Source organism: Roseateles sp. Mitsp63, assembly GCF_059491535.1.
In genome coordinates, this window is the sequence record NZ_CP168509.1 from 2,404,226 (window position 1) to 2,422,058 (window position 17,833).

18 protein-coding genes and 1 pseudogene are annotated in these 17,833 nt (G+C 66.8%); 15 read left to right on the forward strand and 4 right to left on the reverse strand.

The features are described 5' to 3' along the window. Genes ACEN96_RS10630 through ACEN96_RS10640 form a run of 3 tightly spaced genes read right to left on the reverse strand, consistent with a single transcriptional unit; the run spans nt 1 to nt 1,963 of the window. A complete protein-coding gene (locus ACEN96_RS10630) occupies nt 1-780 on the reverse strand; it encodes an SDR family NAD(P)-dependent oxidoreductase (protein WP_495587981.1) in 780 nt (259 codons plus the stop codon). A 44-nt stretch (nt 781-824) separates the two neighbouring features. Continuing rightward, entirely contained in the window at nt 825-1,481 is a 657-nt protein-coding gene (locus ACEN96_RS10635; protein ID WP_495587982.1) for an RluA family pseudouridine synthase, read from the reverse strand. Nucleotides 1,482-1,486: 5 nt separating this feature from the next. Continuing rightward, the gene (locus ACEN96_RS10640; RefSeq protein ID WP_495587983.1) at nt 1,487-1,963 is read right to left on the reverse strand and encodes a protein-tyrosine phosphatase family protein; all 477 of its coding nucleotides are present in this window, start codon (nt 1,961-1,963) and stop codon (nt 1,487-1,489) included. A gap of 132 nt (nt 1,964-2,095) precedes the next feature. On the opposite strand from ACEN96_RS10640, the pseudogene ACEN96_RS10645 reads away from it, so the two are divergent. From ACEN96_RS10645 to ACEN96_RS10660, 4 genes and pseudogenes are all read left to right on the forward strand, one after another. Next, nucleotides 2,096-2,500, forward strand: a pseudogene (locus ACEN96_RS10645) (VOC family protein); the annotation flags it as partial. A 468-nt stretch (nt 2,501-2,968) separates the two neighbouring features. Continuing rightward, the gene (locus ACEN96_RS10650) at nt 2,969-3,418 is read left to right on the forward strand and encodes a questin oxidase family protein (protein WP_495588590.1); all 450 of its coding nucleotides are present in this window, start codon (nt 2,969-2,971) and stop codon (nt 3,416-3,418) included. Further along, complete coding sequence (locus ACEN96_RS10655) at nt 3,415-4,665, forward strand: MFS transporter (protein WP_495587984.1); 1,251 nt, start codon at nt 3,415-3,417, stop codon at nt 4,663-4,665. The genes ACEN96_RS10650 and ACEN96_RS10655 overlap by 4 nt, the downstream gene beginning before the upstream one ends. Next, nucleotides 4,662-5,369, forward strand: a complete 708-nt coding sequence (locus tag ACEN96_RS10660; protein WP_495587985.1) for a helix-turn-helix transcriptional regulator — start codon at nt 4,662-4,664, stop codon at nt 5,367-5,369. The genes ACEN96_RS10655 and ACEN96_RS10660 overlap by 4 nt, the downstream gene beginning before the upstream one ends. A 237-nt stretch (nt 5,370-5,606) precedes the next feature. On the opposite strand, the gene ACEN96_RS10665 is transcribed toward ACEN96_RS10660, so the two are convergent. Beyond that, the gene (locus ACEN96_RS10665; RefSeq protein WP_495587986.1) at nt 5,607-6,080 is read right to left on the reverse strand and encodes a thioesterase family protein; all 474 of its coding nucleotides are present in this window, start codon (nt 6,078-6,080) and stop codon (nt 5,607-5,609) included. A gap of 116 nt (nt 6,081-6,196) precedes the next feature. Between ACEN96_RS10665 and ACEN96_RS10670 the strand changes: the two genes are divergently transcribed. The 11 genes from ACEN96_RS10670 to ACEN96_RS10720 all read left to right on the forward strand — a co-directional run bounded on the left by ACEN96_RS10670 (nt 6,197) and on the right by ACEN96_RS10720 (nt 17,830). Continuing rightward, nucleotides 6,197-6,742, forward strand: a complete 546-nt coding sequence (locus ACEN96_RS10670) for a YbaK/EbsC family protein (protein WP_495587987.1) — start codon at nt 6,197-6,199, stop codon at nt 6,740-6,742. Next, entirely contained in the window at nt 6,739-6,975 is a 237-nt protein-coding gene (locus tag ACEN96_RS10675; protein ID WP_495587988.1) for a DUF1289 domain-containing protein, read from the forward strand. Before ACEN96_RS10670 ends, ACEN96_RS10675 begins: the two co-directional genes overlap by 4 nt. A gap of 36 nt (nt 6,976-7,011) precedes the next feature. Next, entirely contained in the window at nt 7,012-7,653 is a 642-nt protein-coding gene (locus ACEN96_RS10680) for a 2-hydroxychromene-2-carboxylate isomerase (RefSeq protein ID WP_495587989.1), read from the forward strand. Between the two features lie 210 nt (nt 7,654-7,863). After that, nucleotides 7,864-9,546: an MFS transporter gene (locus ACEN96_RS10685; RefSeq protein WP_495587990.1), complete on the forward strand. Its 1,683-nt coding sequence runs from the start codon at nt 7,864-7,866 to the stop codon at nt 9,544-9,546. A 226-nt stretch (nt 9,547-9,772) separates the two neighbouring features. Next, nucleotides 9,773-12,010: a type I secretion system permease/ATPase gene (locus ACEN96_RS10690; protein ID WP_495587991.1), complete on the forward strand. Its 2,238-nt coding sequence runs from the start codon at nt 9,773-9,775 to the stop codon at nt 12,008-12,010. Continuing rightward, nucleotides 12,007-13,467, forward strand: coding sequence for an HlyD family type I secretion periplasmic adaptor subunit (locus ACEN96_RS10695; RefSeq protein ID WP_495587992.1), 1,461 nt, complete (start codon nt 12,007-12,009; stop codon nt 13,465-13,467). Before ACEN96_RS10690 ends, ACEN96_RS10695 begins: the two co-directional genes overlap by 4 nt. Beyond that, nucleotides 13,467-14,750, forward strand: coding sequence for a glycosyltransferase family 4 protein (locus ACEN96_RS10700; RefSeq protein WP_495587993.1), 1,284 nt, complete (start codon nt 13,467-13,469; stop codon nt 14,748-14,750). Before ACEN96_RS10695 ends, ACEN96_RS10700 begins: the two co-directional genes overlap by 1 nt. After that, nucleotides 14,747-15,550: a hypothetical protein gene (locus ACEN96_RS10705; RefSeq protein ID WP_495587994.1), complete on the forward strand. Its 804-nt coding sequence runs from the start codon at nt 14,747-14,749 to the stop codon at nt 15,548-15,550. Before ACEN96_RS10700 ends, ACEN96_RS10705 begins: the two co-directional genes overlap by 4 nt. Before the next feature lie 31 nt (nt 15,551-15,581). Continuing rightward, the gene (locus ACEN96_RS10710; protein WP_495587995.1) at nt 15,582-16,040 is read left to right on the forward strand and encodes a hypothetical protein; all 459 of its coding nucleotides are present in this window, start codon (nt 15,582-15,584) and stop codon (nt 16,038-16,040) included. A gap of 92 nt (nt 16,041-16,132) precedes the next feature. Next, nucleotides 16,133-16,783: a hypothetical protein gene (locus ACEN96_RS10715; RefSeq protein WP_495587996.1), complete on the forward strand. Its 651-nt coding sequence runs from the start codon at nt 16,133-16,135 to the stop codon at nt 16,781-16,783. Between the two features lie 201 nt (nt 16,784-16,984). Beyond that, nucleotides 16,985-17,830 carry a hypothetical protein gene (locus ACEN96_RS10720; RefSeq protein WP_495587997.1) on the forward strand — a complete coding sequence of 282 codons (846 nt, stop codon included), beginning with the start codon at nt 16,985-16,987 and terminating at the stop codon, nt 17,828-17,830. The last annotated feature ends 3 nt before the right edge of the window (nt 17,831-17,833 follow it).

Genomic DNA, 17,833 nt, shown 5'->3' on the forward strand with positions numbered 1-17,833 from the left:
TCAGGCGTCGCGCACATCGGCCAGCACCTGCTGGCCGAAGTCGTTTCTGGCGAGAAACTTCAGCACCCGCGCCGCGGTGTCCTCGGCGCTGACGAGCTGGCCCTCGGCCTTGAAGGCCGCGAAGCGGTCGCGGTCGGGGAACCTGGACGCATCGCCGCCGCGCAGCTGTGCCTGCATGTCGGTGTCGATGATCCCCGGCGCCAGCGACACGACGCGCGCGGCGCGCTCGCCCTTGGCCGCCTTGTGCTCCTCGTCGAGCGCCATCGCGCGGCTGAGGTTGTCCATGCCGGCCTTGGCCGCGCAATAGACCGCGCTGCCGGCCATCGCCCGGCGGCCCAGGCCGGAGGAGATGTTCAGCACCTTGCGCTCGGCCGGCCAGCCGCGCGTGGCGTCGAGGAAGGCGGCGCTCATCAGCAGCGCGGCCTCCAGGCCGACGCGCATCGCGGACGACAGCGTCTCCAGCGATTCCCCATCGATCGGGCCGGGCGGCGGCACGACGCCGGCGTTGTTGATCAGCGTCGCGGCGGTCCAGGTGCTGGGCTGCGTGCGCAGCCAGTCCGCCAGGTGCTGCGCGATGGTCAGCGGATTGGAAAGATCGGCCTGCCATTGCTGCAGCGCGAGGCCGCGCTCGTGGGCGAGGCGCTCGAGCGCCTCGCTGCGGCCGCGGGCGATGCCGACGACCAGATGACCGGCCTCGAGCGACTGGCGCGCCAGCGCCTCGCCCAGGCCGCGCGAGCTGCCGGTGACGATGGTGAGGGAATGCGGGGTGGCGGGGGACATGGGCAGGGCTCCTGGTTCGTCGGGAAAGGCCGCGGCGCGGGCCGTCAAAAGCCGGGCGGCGAGTGCAGCGAGAGCGCCGGCGCACCCGTCCCGCCGGGCACGGCGGGCAGATGCAGCTCGCGCGCATGCAGCAGCAAGCGGGGCGCCCGCGCGAGCACGTCCGGCGGCGCATACAGCGCGTCGCCGAGGATCGGATGCCCCGCGGCCAGCAGATGCACGCGCAGCTGGTGCGAGCGGCCGGTGACCGGCTCCAGCTCGACGCGCGTGCTGCCGGCGCCGGCGTCGCGCCGCAGCACGCGCACGCGGGTGAGGCTGGGCTTGCCGGACGCGTGATCGATCTTCTGCCTCGGGCGGTTGGGCCAGTCGACGAGCAGCGGCAGGTCGATCTCGAAGCGGTCCTGCTCGACGAGCCCCTCCACCACCGCTTCGTAGCGCTTGTCGACAAGCCGCGCGGCGAAGGCCTCGCTGAGCGCGCGCTGCATGGCCTCGCCGCGCGCGAACACGATCAGGCCCGAGGTCGATTGATCGAGCCGGTGCACGATCAGCGCGTCGGGATACAACGCCTGGACACGCGCGGACGCGCAGTCCTGCTTGTGTTCGCCGCGTCCGGGCACGGACAGCAGGCCCGATGGCTTGTCGACGACGACGCGCCAGGCGTCGGCGTGGACGATGCGCAGCGCGGGAGGCATCGGATCGCTCATGCGGCTCAGAACTGATGGATCCAGCCGGACTGCAGCGCCGATTGCGGATTCGATCCGGCCGCGCTGACGACGGCGAGCGCCTCCGCCGCCGGCACGCCGAGCCGCTTGAGCACGCAGGCCGCCATCGTGCCGGTGCGGCCCATGCCGGCGGCGCAATGCAACAGCGCGCGGTCGCCCAGGCTGAGGCCTTGCGCGATCTGCTCCACGCCTTGCCGGAACGCCGCCGCGTCGGACGCCAGGCCGAAATCGCGCATCGGCACGTGCAGCCAGCGGAAGGGGAGACGGCCATGGGCGACGGCCTTGTGATACGCCGGCGACAGCTCGGCGACCTCCTCGAGCGGATTGAGGCAGACCACCAGGTTCAGCTGGTTCAAGCGCGCCTCGTCGAGGAACGCGGACCAGGGTTCGCGGCGGCCGGGCATCGACTGCAGCCACAGCCGGCCGGGGATCTCGTCGGGGAGGGGAAGGGGTCGGAACGCCATGGGCGCGATTGTCGTGTCTCCCTGCTGCGTGGAGTGTTAATCAACAGAAAGTTTATTTATTGCGGGGCTGCGGCGATCATGGTGGCACGGCAAGACGACAAGCAAGCCAACCAGCAAGCAAAGGAGCTGACGATGATCAAGATCCAGGGACTCGACCACCTCGTGCTGCGGGTGCGTGACCTGCAGGCCTCGCTTCATTTCTACGTCGACCTGCTCGGCTGCACGATCGAGCGCCGCCAGGAGGCGATCGGCCTGGTCCAGCTGCGGGCGGGCGCGCAGCTGATCGATCTGGTGCCGCTGGACGGCAAGCTGGGCAGCGCCGGCGGGGCGGGGCCCGGCAAGGAAGGGCGCAATGTCGACCACTTCTGCCTGCGCGTCGAATCGCTCGACGAGCCCGCGCTGCGCCGCTGGCTGACCGAACGCGGCGTGACCGTCGATGCCTACGGCTCGCGCTACGGCGCCGAAGGGGAGGGCCCGTCGCTGTACCTGTTCGATCCCGATGACAACGTGCTCGAGCTGAAGGGGCCGCCGTGGCCCGCCGGCCTGCATGAGGCGCTCGACGAGTCGGTGCAGTACGGCCCGATGTACGGCACCGAGGCGATGCCGCTGTTCAATCACCTGCCGATGGCGCTGGGCGCGCTGGCCCGGCTCGATGCGCCGCGCGAGGCGCTGCGGCGTCATCTCGACCATTGGGGGCCGCTGTCCCGTCCGGCCGTCGACGATGGCCTGCCGCCGCCCTCGGTCGAGGACGCGCTGCGGCGCGTGCTGGCCGCGCCGGAGGCGCAGGCCTTCCACGTCGCGATCCGCCTGGCTTACGCGCTGCAGTCGGGGCATCGGAAGGAGCTCGATGCCGCGCTGAGGACGACCGTTGGCCTGGAGAGCCCCCTCGGACCGCCGGTGCCGGCCGGGCAGGGCAGTGCCAGCGTGCGCGAGGTGATCGACGCGGTGCGCGCCGACGCCGCGCTCGCGCTGCCGTCGATGGCCGGCTCGCTGATCACGACACGGATGCAGCATGCCGCCGCGCTGCCGGGCTTCGACGGGTATGTCGAGCGTCCGCGCCTGACGCTGGACGCGCTGGCCGAGGCGTCGCTGGCGGTGTACCTCGCGCGCCATGGCTTCGCCTCGCTGCACCTGGTGACCGGCACGCATGCGCTGCGGGTGTTGCTGGAGGCGGCGGCCTCGCGCGGTGTCGCGGTCGACGAGGGCCAGGTGTTGCGCAACGCCTGGCGCGCGTGGCTGGCCACCTATCTCGCCGAACTGCGGCCCGCGCCGGCCTGGGCGCTGGTGCACGCGGGCAGCGCGTCGGAGGAGGACTGGACGCGTGAGCTGCCGTCGCTGCACGCGTCGATGAACGATCACCGCATCAAGCTCGCCGACGCGGCGCGCGAGGAGTGGTGCCATCGCGGCTGGCCGGGCTATGCCTTGTGCCTGCGCCGCGAGGGGGCCGCACAATGAGCGCCGTGCTGTCGACCACCGCCCCCACCGATCCGCCGGCGCCGCTGCGCCATCCGCACCTGCTGCTCTGGGCCGTCTGCGCGCTCGCGCTGATGAGCACGGCTGGCGTCGCGCTGCCGTATCCGATCCTGGCGCCGATCTTCGTGGACGGGCCGGTCGATGGCTTCACGCATTTCCTGGGCCTGCGGCCCGAGCTGCTGATGGGGCTGGCGCTGGCGGTGAACCCCGCGGGCATCCTGGCCGGCAGCCTGGTCGTGGGGCCGATGTCCGATCGCTACGGGCGCCGCCGCGTGCTCAGCGTGACCATCACCGCGACGCTGGCCGGTTACGGGCTGAGCGCCTTCGCGCTGGCCTCGCGGGACTATCCGCTGTTCGTGCTGTCGCGCTTCGCGACCGGGCTGACCGAGGGCAATGTCGCCGTCGTGCGGGCACTGCTCGCGGACTGGCATCCGCAGCTGGAGCGCACGCGCAGCTTCGCGTGGCTCAATGCCAGCCTCTACATCGGCTGGCTGGTCGGTCCGTTGTTGGGCGGCCTGACGCTGCCATGGGGCGAGGCGGTGCCCTTCATCGTCGCGGCGGCGGTGCTGGTGCCATGCCTGGCGCTGCTGGGTCTGGGCCTGCCGGACGACCGTCCGGCGGCGGCGCCCCAGGGCGGGCTGCTCGCCGCGATGCGGCGCCAGCAGTCGCTGGGGCTGTTGGCGCAGGATCCGGTGCTGCGTCACCTGGCGCTGCTGCAGCTGGCCTACACGCTGGGCGTCAATGCGCTGTACGAGTTCGCGCCGCTGTGGATGCTGCAGCAGGCGGGGCTGGGCAGCCGCGGCATCGCGCTGGTGACGGCGGTGCAGTGCGCGGCGATGACGGCGGCGAGCCTCCTCGCGGCGCGCATCGGCTCGGGACCGGCGCCGCTGCATCGGGCGGCGCGCTTCGCGGTGGTCGCGGCGGTGGGGCTGCTGGCGTTGAGCCTGGCGCCATCGTGGCTGGGCCTGGCCTTGATTCCGGCGCTGGGGATTCCGCTGTCGTTCTACAACGCGCTGATGCCGGCCTGGATGTCGGAGCGCTTCGCCGCGCATGGGCAGGGCCGCGTGATGGGACTGCTGACGACGGTGTTCTGCCTGTCCAACACGATGATCGCGCTCATCGGCGGTGTGCTGGGCATGGTCTCGGCGCGCTGGATCATGCTGCTGGGCGGGACGACCTGTCTGCTCGCGGCGATCGGCTTCGTCCGCTTCGCGAGGCGCCATTCATGAGCCAGGGGAACGAGGAGCGCCTGCTGTTCGAGCTCAAGAGCCGCGGGCCGCAGCCGGCCGCCGCGCTGGCGGCGGCGCTCGCGATCACGCCGATGGGCGCGCACAAGCTGCTGGCCCGGCTGGAGGCGCAGGGGCTGGTGGAAGCGGGCGGGGAGGAGGCGTCTCCGGTCGAGGCGGCGCTCGCGCGGGGGCAGAGGGTGCAGGAAGGGGCGGCTGCCCCGGCGCGCGTGGGGCGGCCGCGCAAGCTGTGGTCGCTGACGGCGGCGGGGCATGGACGCTTTCCGGATCGGCATGGGGATCTCACCGTTCAACTGATCCAGCAGGCGCGGGCGGTGTTCGGCGAGGCAGGGCTGGAACAGCTCATCGCGGCGCGGGAGCGGGACAGCGAGCAGCGCTACAGCGCCGCGCTGGCGCGCTGCCGCACGACGGGCGATCGGGTGAGGGAGCTGGCTCGGCTGCGCGCCGAGGAGGGCTACATGGCGCGCGCGGAGCGCGTGGGCCGCGATTGGGTGCTGGTGGAAGACCACTGCCCCATCTGCGCCGCGGCGCAGAGCTGCCAGGGGTTCTGCCGGTCGGAGCTGGCGCTGTTCCGGCGCTGCCTCGGGCCTGGACTGCAGGTCGAGCGGACCGAGCATCTGCTGGCCGGCGCGCGGCGATGCGCGTATCGGATCAGCGCTGTGAAAGAGGAGCTTGCGGCGGAGTGACAGCGGTGTGGCACGAGCCCCCTCTCCCCTCCCTCTCCCCGCTGGGGCGAGGGGGTAAGAAGGAGCGAGCGCTGTCGCAAGAACTCCCTCACCCTTCGCATGAACTCCCTCACCCCTCGCATGAACTCCCTCACCCTTCGCATGAACTCCCTCGCCCTTCGCATGAACTCCCTCGCCCCCCGCGAGGGGGGAGAGGGCAGGGGAGAGGGGGTGCTCCCGCCGTCGCTCCATCGTGGTTCACGACACGATGTACGCCGCCGCCCCGGTGGCCAGCAGCCGTCCCTGTTCATCGGTGAACGCCATGCGCGTATTGGCTACGCGGCTGCCCAGCCGCATGATTTCGGCCTCGCAGCGGAACAGCGGCCCTATCGCGGGCCGCAGGTAATCCACCCGCAGATCGATGGTGCCCAGCTTGCCGAACCGTTGCAGCCGCTGCTTCGGCGGCTCATCGAGGTGCCTCGCCCCCGTCGCCGCCATCACCGCCAAGCCGCCCATCGCATCCAGCGTCGCGCTGATCACCCCGCCGTGGAGCCGGTTGTGGGCGTAATGCCCGACCAGGTCCGGCCGCATGAGGATGTGGGCTCGCACGATCTCATGCTGCAGTTCGTCGACCTTCAATCCCAGCACCTGATTGAAAGTGATCAACTGCTCGAAGATCTCGCACAGCGCGCTGGTGAACTCGGGCTCGAATGGGCTCTTCACGTCGGTCATGGCCGCGGACCTTAGCGCAAGGCCGCCGGCAAATGCAGAGCGCTCGCCCTAGAGCGCCCTGACGCCGAGGTGACAGCGTCCGGCCCGGCGATCGTCCCTTCGGCACAATGCGCGCCATGAGCGACACGACTTCCCCTTCGACCGCCTCCCCCCAGGCCGACGCCTCGCGTCCCGACGGCTTCCTGCGCGTGAGCGCCGCGCTGCGCGCGCTGTCCCATGAACACGCGCCGCGCTGGCTCGAGGTCTCGGCCCGCAGTTCCCAGGAGGCCGCCGACGCGCTGGGTGTCGCGCTCGGTCAGATCGCCAAGAGCGTCGTGTTCCGCCGCAAGAGCGACGACGCCGCCGTGCTCGTGATCGCCTCCGGCGACAAGCGCGTCGACGAGCGCAAGCTCGAGGCCCACACCGGCAAGCTCGGCCGCGCCGATGCCGACTACGTGAAGGCGCGCACCGGCTTCTCGATCGGCGGCGTGTCGCCGCTGGGCTTCCAGCCAAGCTACGCCGCCGAGGGCGAACCCGCTCCGCCACTGCTCTTCATCGACAGGGAGCTGTTCCGCTTCGACGCCATCTGGGCCGCGGCCGGACATCCGAACGGCGTGTTCCTGATGTCGCCGCCGCAGCTCGTGGCACTGACCGGCGCGCCGGTGATCGAGGTGACGCAATGACCGCCTTCGCCCGCACGCCCGAAGGGCGCATCGCCTCGCCCTGCATCAACGTCTGCAAGATGCATGAGCCGACCGCGCTGTGCCGCGGCTGCGCCCGCACCATTCCCGAGATCGCCGGCTGGAGCAAGTCGGACGATGCCGAGCGCATCCGCATCCTGACGCTGCTGCCCGAGCGCCGCGCGCTGCTGGCCGCGCACGGGGCGCTCGCGACCGAGCCCCTCCCGAACGCCTGACCCCAACGCCCGACCCCACGCCGCACAGGGACCGCGATGACCACCATCGACTTCTACTTCGACCCGATCTCGCCCTACGCCGCGCTCGCCTTCGAGCGGCTGCCCGAGGCGCTCGCCGGCCGCAGCGTCGCGGTGCGCTACCTGCCGGTGCTGTTCGGCGCGATGCTGAAGTCGCTGCAGCACAAGGGCCCGGCCGAGATCCCCGGCAAGCGCGACTGGACCTACCGCCAGGTGCAGTGGCTGGGCCACCGGCTGGGCGTGCCGCTGGACCTGCCCGCGGCGCATCCGTTCAACCCGCTGGGCCTGACGCGCCTGCTGTGGGCCACCGCGCCGGCCGGCCAGACGCCGGGCCGCTACGCCGTGGAGCGCGTGCTGCGCCACGTCTGGCGCGGCGGCCTGGACGCGGCCGATCCGGCGCGGCTCGCCGCGCTGACGGCGGACCTGGCGCCGATGCGCGATCCGGCCTCGGACGAGGTCAAGGCCGACCTGCGCGACGCGACCGACGCGGCCCTGGCGCGCGGCGTCTTCGGCGTGCCGACCTTCGGCACCGGCGACAAGCTGTTCTGGGGCCTGGATGCGCTCGACATGCTGACCGCCTGCCTCGACGGCGATGCCTGGTTCGACGGTCCCGCCTGGGACGCCGCGGCGGCCCTGCCGGTGGGGATACGCCGCGCCTGAAAAGAGGCCCTGCCGAGGGGGTAGGGACATACCCTTTGCTGCGGCGCAAAGGCCTCGAAATTCCGCATCGAGAAATCCGGCCTCAGGGTTCCGCCGGGGTTTGTCAGCCAGAGGCAAGCAAGCCGTCAGAAATGGGTCAGAGCGGGCCCGGATAGTCCCGTCGCAAGGGCCATCGGTCGATGGTTCTGGGAATTCCGAGGAGACAACCCCATGGCAACTGCAAGCGCAGTGACCACGAGCGCACCGATGACGGCGGAGGAGAAGAAAGTCATCTTCGCCTCGTCGCTGGGCACGGTGTTCGAGTGGTACGACTTCTACCTGTACGGCTCGCTGGCCGCGATCATCGGCAAGCAGTTCTTCACCGGCCTGGATCCGACGGCGCAGTTCATCGCGTCGCTGATGGCGTTCGCGGCGGGCTTCATCGTGCGTCCGTTCGGCGCGCTGGTGTTCGGCCGGCTGGGCGACATGATCGGCCGCAAGTACACCTTCCTGGTGACCATCCTGATCATGGGCCTGTCGACCTTCATCGTCGGCGTGCTGCCCACCTACGACACGATCGGTCCCGCCGCCGCGGTGATCCTGGTCGGCCTGCGCCTGCTGCAGGGCCTGGCGCTGGGCGGTGAGTACGGCGGTGCCGCGACCTACGTCGCCGAGCACGCGCCGCACGGCAAGCGGGGCGCGTACACCTCGTGGATCCAGACCACGGCGACGCTGGGCCTGTTCCTGTCGCTGATCGTGATCCTGGGCACCCGCACCGCGCTGGGCGAGGCCACCTTCGCGGCCTGGGGCTGGCGCGTGCCGTTCGTCGTGTCGATCCTGCTGCTCGCGGTGAGCGTGTGGATCCGGCTGTCGATGAACGAGTCGCCGGCCTTCCAGAAGATGAAGTCCGAGGGCAAGACCTCCAAGGCGCCGCTGTCCGAGTCCTTCGGCCAGTGGAAGAACCTGAAGATCGTGCTGCTGGCGCTGTTCGGCCTGGTGGCCGGCCAGGGCGTGGTCTGGTACACGGGCCAGTTCTACGCGCTGTTCTTCCTGACCAGCGTGGTCAAGGTGGATCCGGCGGCGGCCAACATCATGGTGGCGGTGGCGCTGCTGATCGGCACGCCGTTCTTCGTCGTGTTCGGCACGCTGTCCGACAAGATCGGCCGCAAGCCCATCATCATGGCGGGCCTGCTGCTGGCGATCCTGACCTACTTCCCGCTGTTCAAGGCGCTGACCAACGCGGCCAACCCGGACCTGGCCAAGGCGCAGGCCACCGCGCAGATCACGCTGACGACGGACCCGGCGCAGTGCTCGTTCCAGGGCAGCCCGGTGGCGCGCGACGTGGACTTCACCACGCCCTGCGACATCGCCAAGCGCGCGCTGGCGCAGGCCGCGGCGAACTACGAGACGGTGCCCGGCGCGGCCGGTACCGGCCAGGTCAAGATCGGCGAGAAGGTCATCGAGGCGCCGACCGCCACGCTGACCGCCGGCGGCCACAAGTTCGACGAGGACAGCGCCAAGAAGATCGCCGCGTTCAAGAAGGACCTGGCGGAGGCGATGAAGGCGGCGGGCTATCCGGCCAAGGCGGATCCGGCCAAGGTCAACACGCCGCTGGTGATCGCGATCCTGACGGTGCTGGTGCTGTACGTGACGATGGTCTACGGCCCGATCGCCGCGATGCTGGTGGAGCTGTTCCCGACGCGCATCCGCTACACGTCGATGAGCCTGCCGTACCACATCGGCAATGGCTGGTTCGGCGGCCTGCTGCCCTCGATCAGCTTCGCGATGGTGGCGCAGAACGGCAACATCTATCACGGCCTGTGGTACCCGATCGGCATTGCCGCGCTGACCCTGGTCGTCGGCCTGCTGTTCGTGCGCGAGACCAAGGACGTGGACATCTACGCCCGCGACTGAGCGCGACGCTCAAGCGCATTGGCGCAAGACCTGAAAGGCGGCTTCGGCCGCCTTTTTCATTTCCAACCGGCCCTTAACGCAGCCGTCCACAGAGCGCACCCGCCCAAATTTGCGGAGACTCTTTGCCACCACACCCTCTTTTGTGGGGTGACCAACATATCTATGTGTGGCTTAACCTTTTAGCAATACAAATTTGAGCCGCCGTTGATGTGGCACGGGTGGGGTTATGTCGGGAGTGACGGGCGTGCAAAACGCCCCGAGGGAGGCGCGCGAGTCCGAAGCGCCGCGCGGTGAGAACCAGGATCAAGGGCAACAAGAGCCGCATCCACAGCGAGACGACGGCGCCCTGCACGCGCTGTGCGTCATCGCCCGGCTGCATCAGGTCTCGGCCGACGTGCCGTCGCTGCGGCACGCGTTGGGACTGGGGCCGAGCGACGCGGTCCGCGAGCGCGACGTGCTGCTGGCCGCGAAGAAGCTCGGGCTGAAGGCCAAGGCCTCGCGCAGCGCGGCGGACCGGCTCACGCTGGTCGGCCTGCCGGCGCTGGCGCGGCTCAAGGACGGCCGCACCGTCGTGCTGGCGCAATGCGACGGCAAGCGGGTGCTGTTCATGGACCCGTCCAGCGATCCGCAGGCGGCGCGTCCCACCATCGAGCCGCTGGAGACCTTCGCCGCCGAATGGACCGGCGAGCTGATCCTGGTCACCAGCCGCGCGAGCCTGGCGGGCGAGCTCGCCAAGTTCGACTTCTCCTGGTTCATCCCCAGCATCGTCAAGCACCGCCGGCTCCTGGGCGAGGTGCTGACGATCTCGCTGTTCCTGCAGCTGTTCGCGCTGGTCAGCCCGCTGTTCTTCCAGGTCGTGATGGACAAGGTGCTGGTGCACCGCGGCATGACCACGCTGGACGTGCTGGTCATCGGGCTGGTGGTGATCATGCTGTTCGAGAGCGCGCTGAACATCCTGCGCTCCTACGTCTTCAGCCACACCACGAGCCGCATCGACGTGGAGCTGGGCTCGCGGCTGTTCCGGCATCTGATGAACCTGCCGCTGGCCTACTTCCAGGCGCGGCGCGTGGGTGACTCGGTGGCGCGGGTGCGCGAGCTCGAGAACATCCGCCAGTTCCTCACCGGCAATGCGCTGACGCTGGTGCTGGATGTGCTGTTCTCGGTGATCTTCATCGCGGTGATGTTCAGCTACAGCGCGACGCTGACGCTGATCGTGCTGATCTCGCTGCCGCTGTACCTGATCCTGAGCCTGTCGATCGTGCCGGTGCTGCGCGGGCGGCTCAACGAGAAGTTCGCGCGCGGCGCGGAGAACCAGAGCCTGCTGGTGGAGACGGTGGCGGGCATCCAGACCGTCAAGGCCAGCGCGCTGGAGCCGCAGATGGCGCGCAAGTGGGACGAGCAGCTGGCGGCCTATGTGTCGGCGTCGTTTCGCACGCAGACGCTGGCGCAGTACGGCAATGAAGGCATCAACCTGATCGGCAAGCTCGTCAACGCGGCGACCTTGTGGTGGGGCGCGCACCTGGTGATGGGCGGTGACCTGAGCGTGGGCCAGTTCATCGCGTTCAACATGTTCGCGGGCCGCGTGGCGCAGCCGATCATGCGCATCGCGCAGATGTGGACGGACTTCCAGCAGACCGGCATCTCGATGGCGCGGCTGGGCGACGTGCTGAACACGCGCACCGAGCTGGCGCCGCAGAGCGCCGGCGCGATGCCGCGCGTGCGCGGCGACGTGGCGCTGGACAACGTCACCTTCCGCTACCGCCCCGATGCGCAGCCGGTGCTGCACGGCGTGAGCCTGACGGTGGCGGCGGGCGAGATCATCGGCATCGTGGGGCGCAGCGGCTCGGGCAAGAGCACGCTGACCAAGCTGCTGCAGCGGCTGTACGTGCCGGAGTCGGGACGGGTGCTGGTCGACGGGCAGGACATCGCCACGGCGGACGCGACGCAGTTGCGCCGCCAGGTCGGCGTGGTGTTGCAGGAGAACACGCTGTTCAACCGCTCGGTGCGGGAGAACATCGCCATCGCCGATCCGGGTGCGCCGCTGGAGGCGGTGATCCACGCGGCGAAGCTGGCCGGTGCGCATGAGTTCATCGCGGAGCTGCCCGAGGGCTACGACACGGTGGTGGGCGAGCAGGGCACGGGGCTGTCGGGCGGACAGCGCCAGCGCATCGCGATCGCGCGGGCGCTGTTCGGGCAGCCGCGCATCCTGATCTTCGACGAGGCCACCAGCGCGCTCGACTACGAGAGCGAGGCCATCATCCAGAAGAACATGCGCGCGATCTGCCAGGGGCGGACGGTGTTCATCATTGCCCACCGGCTGAGCGCGGTGCGGCATGCCCACCGGATCATCGCGATGGAGAAGGGCCGCATCGCGGAGATGGGCAGCCATGACGAGCTGATCGCCAAGCCGCAGGGGCTCTACGCGCATCTGTGGCGCATGCAGGGCGAAGGAGGCGCGGAATGAGCGCGGCACCGATCGACGCGACGACGGCGCCCGTGGCGCCGCGTCATCCGGCGCGCGAGCTGCTCGCGCGATATGCCGCTGTGTTCAGGGCCGCGTGGGAGCGGCGCGAGGAACTGGCGGGTCCACGCCGCATGGCTGACGAGCGCGCCTTCCTGCCCGCGGCGCTGGAGCTGCAGGAGACACCGCCGCATCCGGCGCCGCGGCGCGCGGCGATCGCGATCTGCGCGCTGTTCCTGATCGCGCTGACCTGGGCGGTGCTCGGGCAGATCGACATCGTCGCGGTGGCGCAGGGGCGGATCATCGTCAGCGACCGCAGCAAGACCATCCAGCCGCTGGAGACCAGCGTGGTGCGCGAGGTCTTCGTCAAGGACGGGGACAAGGTGAAGGCGGGGCAATTGCTGATCGCGCTGGACTCGACGATGACGGAGGCGGACAGCCACCGCGTCGAGAAGGAGCGCGTGGCCTCGCTGTCGGAGGTGCTGCGCGCGCGGGCGCTGCTGCAGTCGCTGACGGGCGGCGGGATGCCGCAGCTCGCGGCGGAGGCGGTGAAGTCGATGCCGCGCGAGGACGCGGACAGCGCGCGCTTCCAGCTGCAGAGCGAGTGGGCGGACATCTCGGCCAAGCTGGCGAAGTTGCAGGCGGAGCTGGAGCGGCGCGAGGCGGAGATCGCCACGGCCAGGCAGCTCGTGGAGAAGCTGCAGAGCACGGTGCCGATGGCGCAGCAGCGCGAGCGCGACTACAAGGCGCTGAGCGATCAGGGCTTCGTGGCGGGGCATGCCGGGCAGGACCGCACGCGGGAGCGGGTGGAGCAGGAGAAGGACCTGGCGATGGCGCTGGCGCGCCAGCGCGAGGCGCAGGCAGCGATGGCGGAGTCGCGCGGCTCGGCGGCGTCGTACCGGGCCGAGACGCTGCGCACGCTGCGCGAGCGCGAGGCGCAGGCGGATCTGAAGCTCAAGCAACTGGCTGAAGAAGGCGCGAAGGCGGCCAAGCGCGATCAGCTCACGAAGCTGACGGCGCCGGTGGACGGCACGGTGCAGCAGCTGGCGGTGCACACGGCCGGCGGCGTGGTGACCGAGGCGCAGGTGCTGCTGGTGCTGGTGCCCGATGAGGCGCAGGTGACGGCGGAGGTGGTGCTCGAGAACAAGGACATCGGCTTCGTTCGCGCGTGGCAGGAGGCGGAGATCAAGCTCGAGACCTTCCCGTATACGCGCTACGGCACGGTGCCGGCCACGGTGAAGAGCGTGACCGCGGACGCGGTGAACGACGAGAAGCGCGGGGCGATCTTTCCGGTGACGCTGGTGCTGGGGAAAGGGGCCATCGACGTGGATGGCAAGCCGGTGCGGCTGACGCCGGGGATGAACGTCACGGCGGAGGTGAAGACCGGACGGCGGCGCGTCATCGAGTACCTGTTCAACCCGGTGCAGGAGCATGTGCAGGAAAGCCTGAGGGAGCGGTGATGCGTGTGCTGATCGTTCATCAGAACTTCCCGGGGCAGTTCCGGCATGTGGCCAAGGCGTGGTCGCAGCGGCCGGGCTGGCAGGTCGTGGGCATCGGCCGGGAGACGGCGCCGGGGATGCCGGAGCTCGAGCGCGGCGGGCGGCTCACGCTGATCCGCTACAAGCCGCATCGCGAGGTGGGCAAGGAGCAGCACCACTACCTGCGGCGCATGGAGGAGGCCGTGCTGCATGGGCAGGCGGTGGCGCGCGTGATGCTCAAGCTCAAGGCCCGGGGCTTCACGCCGGACGTGATCCTGGCGCATCCTGGCTGGGGCGAGACGCTCAACGCGAAGGACGTGTTCCCGGAGGCGCGGCTCGTGCACTTCTGCGAGTGGTTCTACAACGCGCCGGCGCAAGGCAACGGGCTGAGCCCGGACTGGCAGGGCGCGGACATCGGCTTCGATCCGGAGTTCCCGGCGAGCTTCGACGACCGGGCGCGCATCCGGGCGTGGAATGCGCTGCATCTGCTGAACCTGGAGAACTGCGATGCGGCGATCAGCCCGACGCAGTGGCAGAAGGCGCAGCATCCGAAGGCGTACCTCGACAAGATCGTGGTGGGGCACGAGGGGATCGGCCTGGACGGATTGGGGCCGGATTCGCAGGCGCGGATGACCATGCCGAACGGCGCGGTGCTCAAGGCAGGCGATCCGGTGATCACGTACGTGGCGCGGAATCTGGAGCCGTATCGAGGCTTCCATCGGTTCATGCGGGCGCTGCCGGAGATCCAGAAGCAGCACAAGACCTGCCACGCGGTGATCGTTGGGGGAGATGACGTCAGTTATGGGCGGGCCCCGGGCGGGGGCAAGACCTGGCGTCAGGCGATGTTGGAGGAGGTCGGGGAGAAGCTCGATCCCGAGCGCACGCACTTCCTCGGGAAGTTGCCGTATGCGGATTACAAGCGGGTGCTGCAGCTGTCAGCGGCGTATCTGTATCTGACCTATCCGTTCGTGCTGAGCTGGTCGATGTTGGAAGCGATGGCGACCGAGTGCGTGGTGGTTGGATCGGATACGGCGCCGGTCAGGGAAGTCATCGAGGACGGCGTGAATGGACGGCTGGTCGGGATGTTTGATGCTGAGCAGCTGGTCAGCCGGACGGTTGAGACCCTGGAAATGGCACCGCCTCAGCGAGAACGTCTGAGCCATGCGGCGAGACAGCGCGCGTCGGCATTTGGGACCGGTAAGGGGACGAAGGCGCTGGAAGCGCTGTGTATGGGCGAAGGCTTGGCCGAGAGGAGACGAGCATGAAGTCGATCTACTTGGCTGGCCTCGTCAGCTTGGTGTTGCTGGTCGCTTGCGGCGGGTCGCCTGCGAGGCGGGAGGCCTTGGATGCACAGCAGGCGCAACGGCAGCGCGCAATGGCGATGTGGAAGGCCCGTTGCGAGAAATCGGGCGTCTTCATCTACAAAACCATTGAAAACGTCGAAGGAATTTATCTGATCAACGTGCGACGCCGATCCAACTTCGGGGAATCGCAAGAGGACCAGTTCGCGCTGGACGATCCCTATGGATATGACTCCGTGGGCGATAACTACATGAAGAGTTTCCTGCGTGGGGCTCACCCACGCGCACCGGATGGAGGGGCCCCATTTCCGGATGCTCCGCGTAACGGTTTCTCCTATGTGGAGGCGATTGATCCCAAGGATGGGCAGCTGTATCGATATTCGGGCCTTGCCAGCAATTCTCCTGGGGCCCCCACTCGTATTGACTCGGTGAAACGTCCGATCCACAAACGTACCGCGCGCTTTGGCGTTGAGTTCAGGGACATCTCGACGCGCGAAGAGCGCGATTTATGGATCGCGGGAAGCTCGTTGCGGGTAATTGACCTCGATACAGCCGAGGTTCTCGGCGAACGCATTGGCTACATGATTGATCGAGCACAGGGGAGTCGAGCCGGAAATAGATTGCCGTGGCTATGGGCGGCCGATAACGCTTGTCCGGATTTCTTTCATGGGCTTCCAAGACGTTCGCCGGCCTCTGCGTCACAACCGGGGCAAACGCTGGATTTCGTTGAGCGGATCTTGAAGGCCACAATCATCGAAGGTTGAGAAATCTGCTGGTTGCGAGAAGGGCGGGTATATGGGCTATAAACTTGAGCAGATGACGGAAGCCATATGGGTAAAAATTGCGCGGCAATTGCCCGAGATGTGGCGAAATATCGCTGAGCGCCAAGGATGGCCAAGCGTTGCGATTGACGGTGGCATCGCATTTAGTGAGGGGCGGAACAGCTGGTTATGTCGATCACCAGTTTTTATTCGCGACATCAGTTCTCGATGGTATTTCTTTCATTTTGAGAATGAAAGCTATTGCTTTCGGATTGAAAGCCCGTCGAGTCCACAGATTGAATTTGTACGTTGCAGCCCGCGTTTCGATATTTATGAACGACTGAAGAGTGCGCTTGCGAGCGCATTTGAAGCATATGGATTTTATGGCCTGCCGGCTGTCACATTGACCCGTCTGTCGCCGATATTTCCTGCCTTGATTGAGGAAGACGAGACGAGGAGCATGGTCTTCGGATCAGACGTGGCTCGTCGCTAAATTCTTATAGACCGGCGAGCGCTATGTACAAGCTTGAAAAGATGACTACGGCGATTTGAAATGACATTCGTCAGAAAGTTCCGAATGAGTGGATGAATGCGGCGGTCCGGCAAGGTTGGCCTGAGGTCATTCAAGGTGACGGAATCGCGTTCAACGAAACTGGTGATAGTTGGATCTGTCGATCGCCCGTACTGATTCGAGATGGAAATTTCGCTTGGTATCTATTTCATCTGAATGGCGACGCCTATTGCTTCCGAAGTAGGAGTCCTTCGAGACCCTTGGCATCTTTTAAATCTCAAAATCCCAATATCAATTCTTCTGAAGATTCCGTGAAGTACTCACTTGTTCCCATGGCTGAGGCGGAGTGGCAATTCATAAAGCCACGGCTGTCAGAATTTTGGAGAAGTCTTGCTGTCCGCCAAGGGTGGCCCGCCCCATTATTTTGCCAAGGGATAGCATTCGACAGCGAAAGAGAAAGTTGGCTGTGCCCTGCGCCCTTACTGGCCAGTGGGGCGTCCCACTCCTTGTATCTGTTTCAGTTTCAAGGCGCTACATACTCATTCAAGGTGTCGAGTCCATCCGCGCCGCTCATCGAGTTTGTTGCTTCGGATTTGCCGTCGGACTATGAAGGCTTCAAGTCGGCGCTTGCCGCTGCATTCACTGCTTATGGATTTGATGGATTGAAGAATTCGCCAAAGCTCTCATTCACGCCGCGTTTCCGGAACGGTGCGAAGGGCGAATAATGAGTTCTATTGTTTTGAAATTACGCTCCACGAATATTTATCACGGAAGCTGCTTGGCGGCACCTTCATCACAATACGCATTTCACTAACACATGGGGCGACTCGAATAGGTTAAATGCTTGACTTTGTCGAATAACTGCTTCAATTATTATTGCAACTAAGTAATTGAACTGGGCGAGGAAATTGACAAGAATAAAATCTATGAAATTGCCGTTGTCATTCGGCTTCGCGCGCGCTGCAATCGTGGCGACGAGTGTTGGACTGCTGGCGGCCTTTGGCAGTGAGCCAACTAAGCGAGCTATCCCCACCGCTGTGCAGGAACGACGGGACCAAGGCATGGCGATGTGGAAGTCGCGCTGCGAGAGATCGGGCGCATTTGTGCATAAGACGGTCAGTAACGTCGAAGGAATTTATCTAATAAACGTACGGCTTCGATCCAACTTCGGAGAGTCGGAAGAAGAGCAATATGCGCTCGATGATCCCTATGGACACGATTCCACCGGCGATCTCTACATTCACAACTTCCTTCGCGAGTTTCATCACCATCCGAAAGGAAAGCCTTCTCCGTACAAAGATGCACCCCGAATCGGGTACGACTTCGTGGAAGCCATCGATCCTAAAGATGGAAAACTCTATCGATTCACTAGTCGCATCGAGGAGCCTGGGCTAACCGACAAGAGATATCTCAAGGGGGTAACTCAGCTCGTGCTGGAACGCACGCCCATTGAGCGACGCAGTGCTCGATATGGTGTGAAGTTTGAAGACATCTCCACCCGGCAAGAACGTGATTATTGGATCGCGGGTAGCTCTCTGAAGGTCATAGACCTAGAAACCGGGGCGGTACTTGGAGAGCGCGTTGGCTACATGGTCGATTGGGCCCAAGGGAGCAAGGCAGGCAATCGGTCGCCTTGGCTCTTTGCGGCTGACAATGCTTGTCCGAATTTCTTCCATGGTCTTCCGAGGCGTTCGCCCGGCTCTGTTTCTCAATCTGGACAGACATTGGATTTTACTGAACTCGTTCTAAAAACGAAGACGAAGGAGGACTGAGCA

Coding starts and splice junctions, on each gene's coding strand:
- ACEN96_RS10660 (WP_495587985.1), top strand. CDS start 4,662: ATGAGCCAGGGGAACGAGGAGCGCCTGCTGTTCGAGCTCAAGAGCCGC.
- ACEN96_RS10670 (WP_495587987.1), top strand. CDS start 6,197: ATGAGCGACACGACTTCCCCTTCGACCGCCTCCCCCCAGGCCGACGCC.
- ACEN96_RS10675 (WP_495587988.1), top strand. CDS start 6,739: ATGACCGCCTTCGCCCGCACGCCCGAAGGGCGCATCGCCTCGCCCTGC.
- ACEN96_RS10640 (WP_495587983.1), bottom strand. CDS start 1,963: ATGGCGTTCCGACCCCTTCCCCTCCCCGACGAGATCCCCGGCCGGCTG.
- ACEN96_RS10705 (WP_495587994.1), top strand. CDS start 14,747: ATGAAGTCGATCTACTTGGCTGGCCTCGTCAGCTTGGTGTTGCTGGTC.
- ACEN96_RS10690 (WP_495587991.1), top strand. CDS start 9,773: ATGTCGGGAGTGACGGGCGTGCAAAACGCCCCGAGGGAGGCGCGCGAG.
- ACEN96_RS10715 (WP_495587996.1), top strand. CDS start 16,133: ATGAATGCGGCGGTCCGGCAAGGTTGGCCTGAGGTCATTCAAGGTGAC.
- ACEN96_RS10720 (WP_495587997.1), top strand. CDS start 16,985: ATGAAATTGCCGTTGTCATTCGGCTTCGCGCGCGCTGCAATCGTGGCG.
- ACEN96_RS10710 (WP_495587995.1), top strand. CDS start 15,582: ATGGGCTATAAACTTGAGCAGATGACGGAAGCCATATGGGTAAAAATT.
- ACEN96_RS10650 (WP_495588590.1), top strand. CDS start 2,969: ATGCAGCATGCCGCCGCGCTGCCGGGCTTCGACGGGTATGTCGAGCGT.
- ACEN96_RS10695 (WP_495587992.1), top strand. CDS start 12,007: ATGAGCGCGGCACCGATCGACGCGACGACGGCGCCCGTGGCGCCGCGT.
- ACEN96_RS10630 (WP_495587981.1), bottom strand. CDS start 780: ATGTCCCCCGCCACCCCGCATTCCCTCACCATCGTCACCGGCAGCTCG.
- ACEN96_RS10700 (WP_495587993.1), top strand. CDS start 13,467: ATGCGTGTGCTGATCGTTCATCAGAACTTCCCGGGGCAGTTCCGGCAT.
- ACEN96_RS10665 (WP_495587986.1), bottom strand. CDS start 6,080: ATGACCGACGTGAAGAGCCCATTCGAGCCCGAGTTCACCAGCGCGCTG.
- ACEN96_RS10655 (WP_495587984.1), top strand. CDS start 3,415: ATGAGCGCCGTGCTGTCGACCACCGCCCCCACCGATCCGCCGGCGCCG.
- ACEN96_RS10635 (WP_495587982.1), bottom strand. CDS start 1,481: ATGAGCGATCCGATGCCTCCCGCGCTGCGCATCGTCCACGCCGACGCC.
- ACEN96_RS10680 (WP_495587989.1), top strand. CDS start 7,012: ATGACCACCATCGACTTCTACTTCGACCCGATCTCGCCCTACGCCGCG.
- ACEN96_RS10685 (WP_495587990.1), top strand. CDS start 7,864: ATGGCAACTGCAAGCGCAGTGACCACGAGCGCACCGATGACGGCGGAG.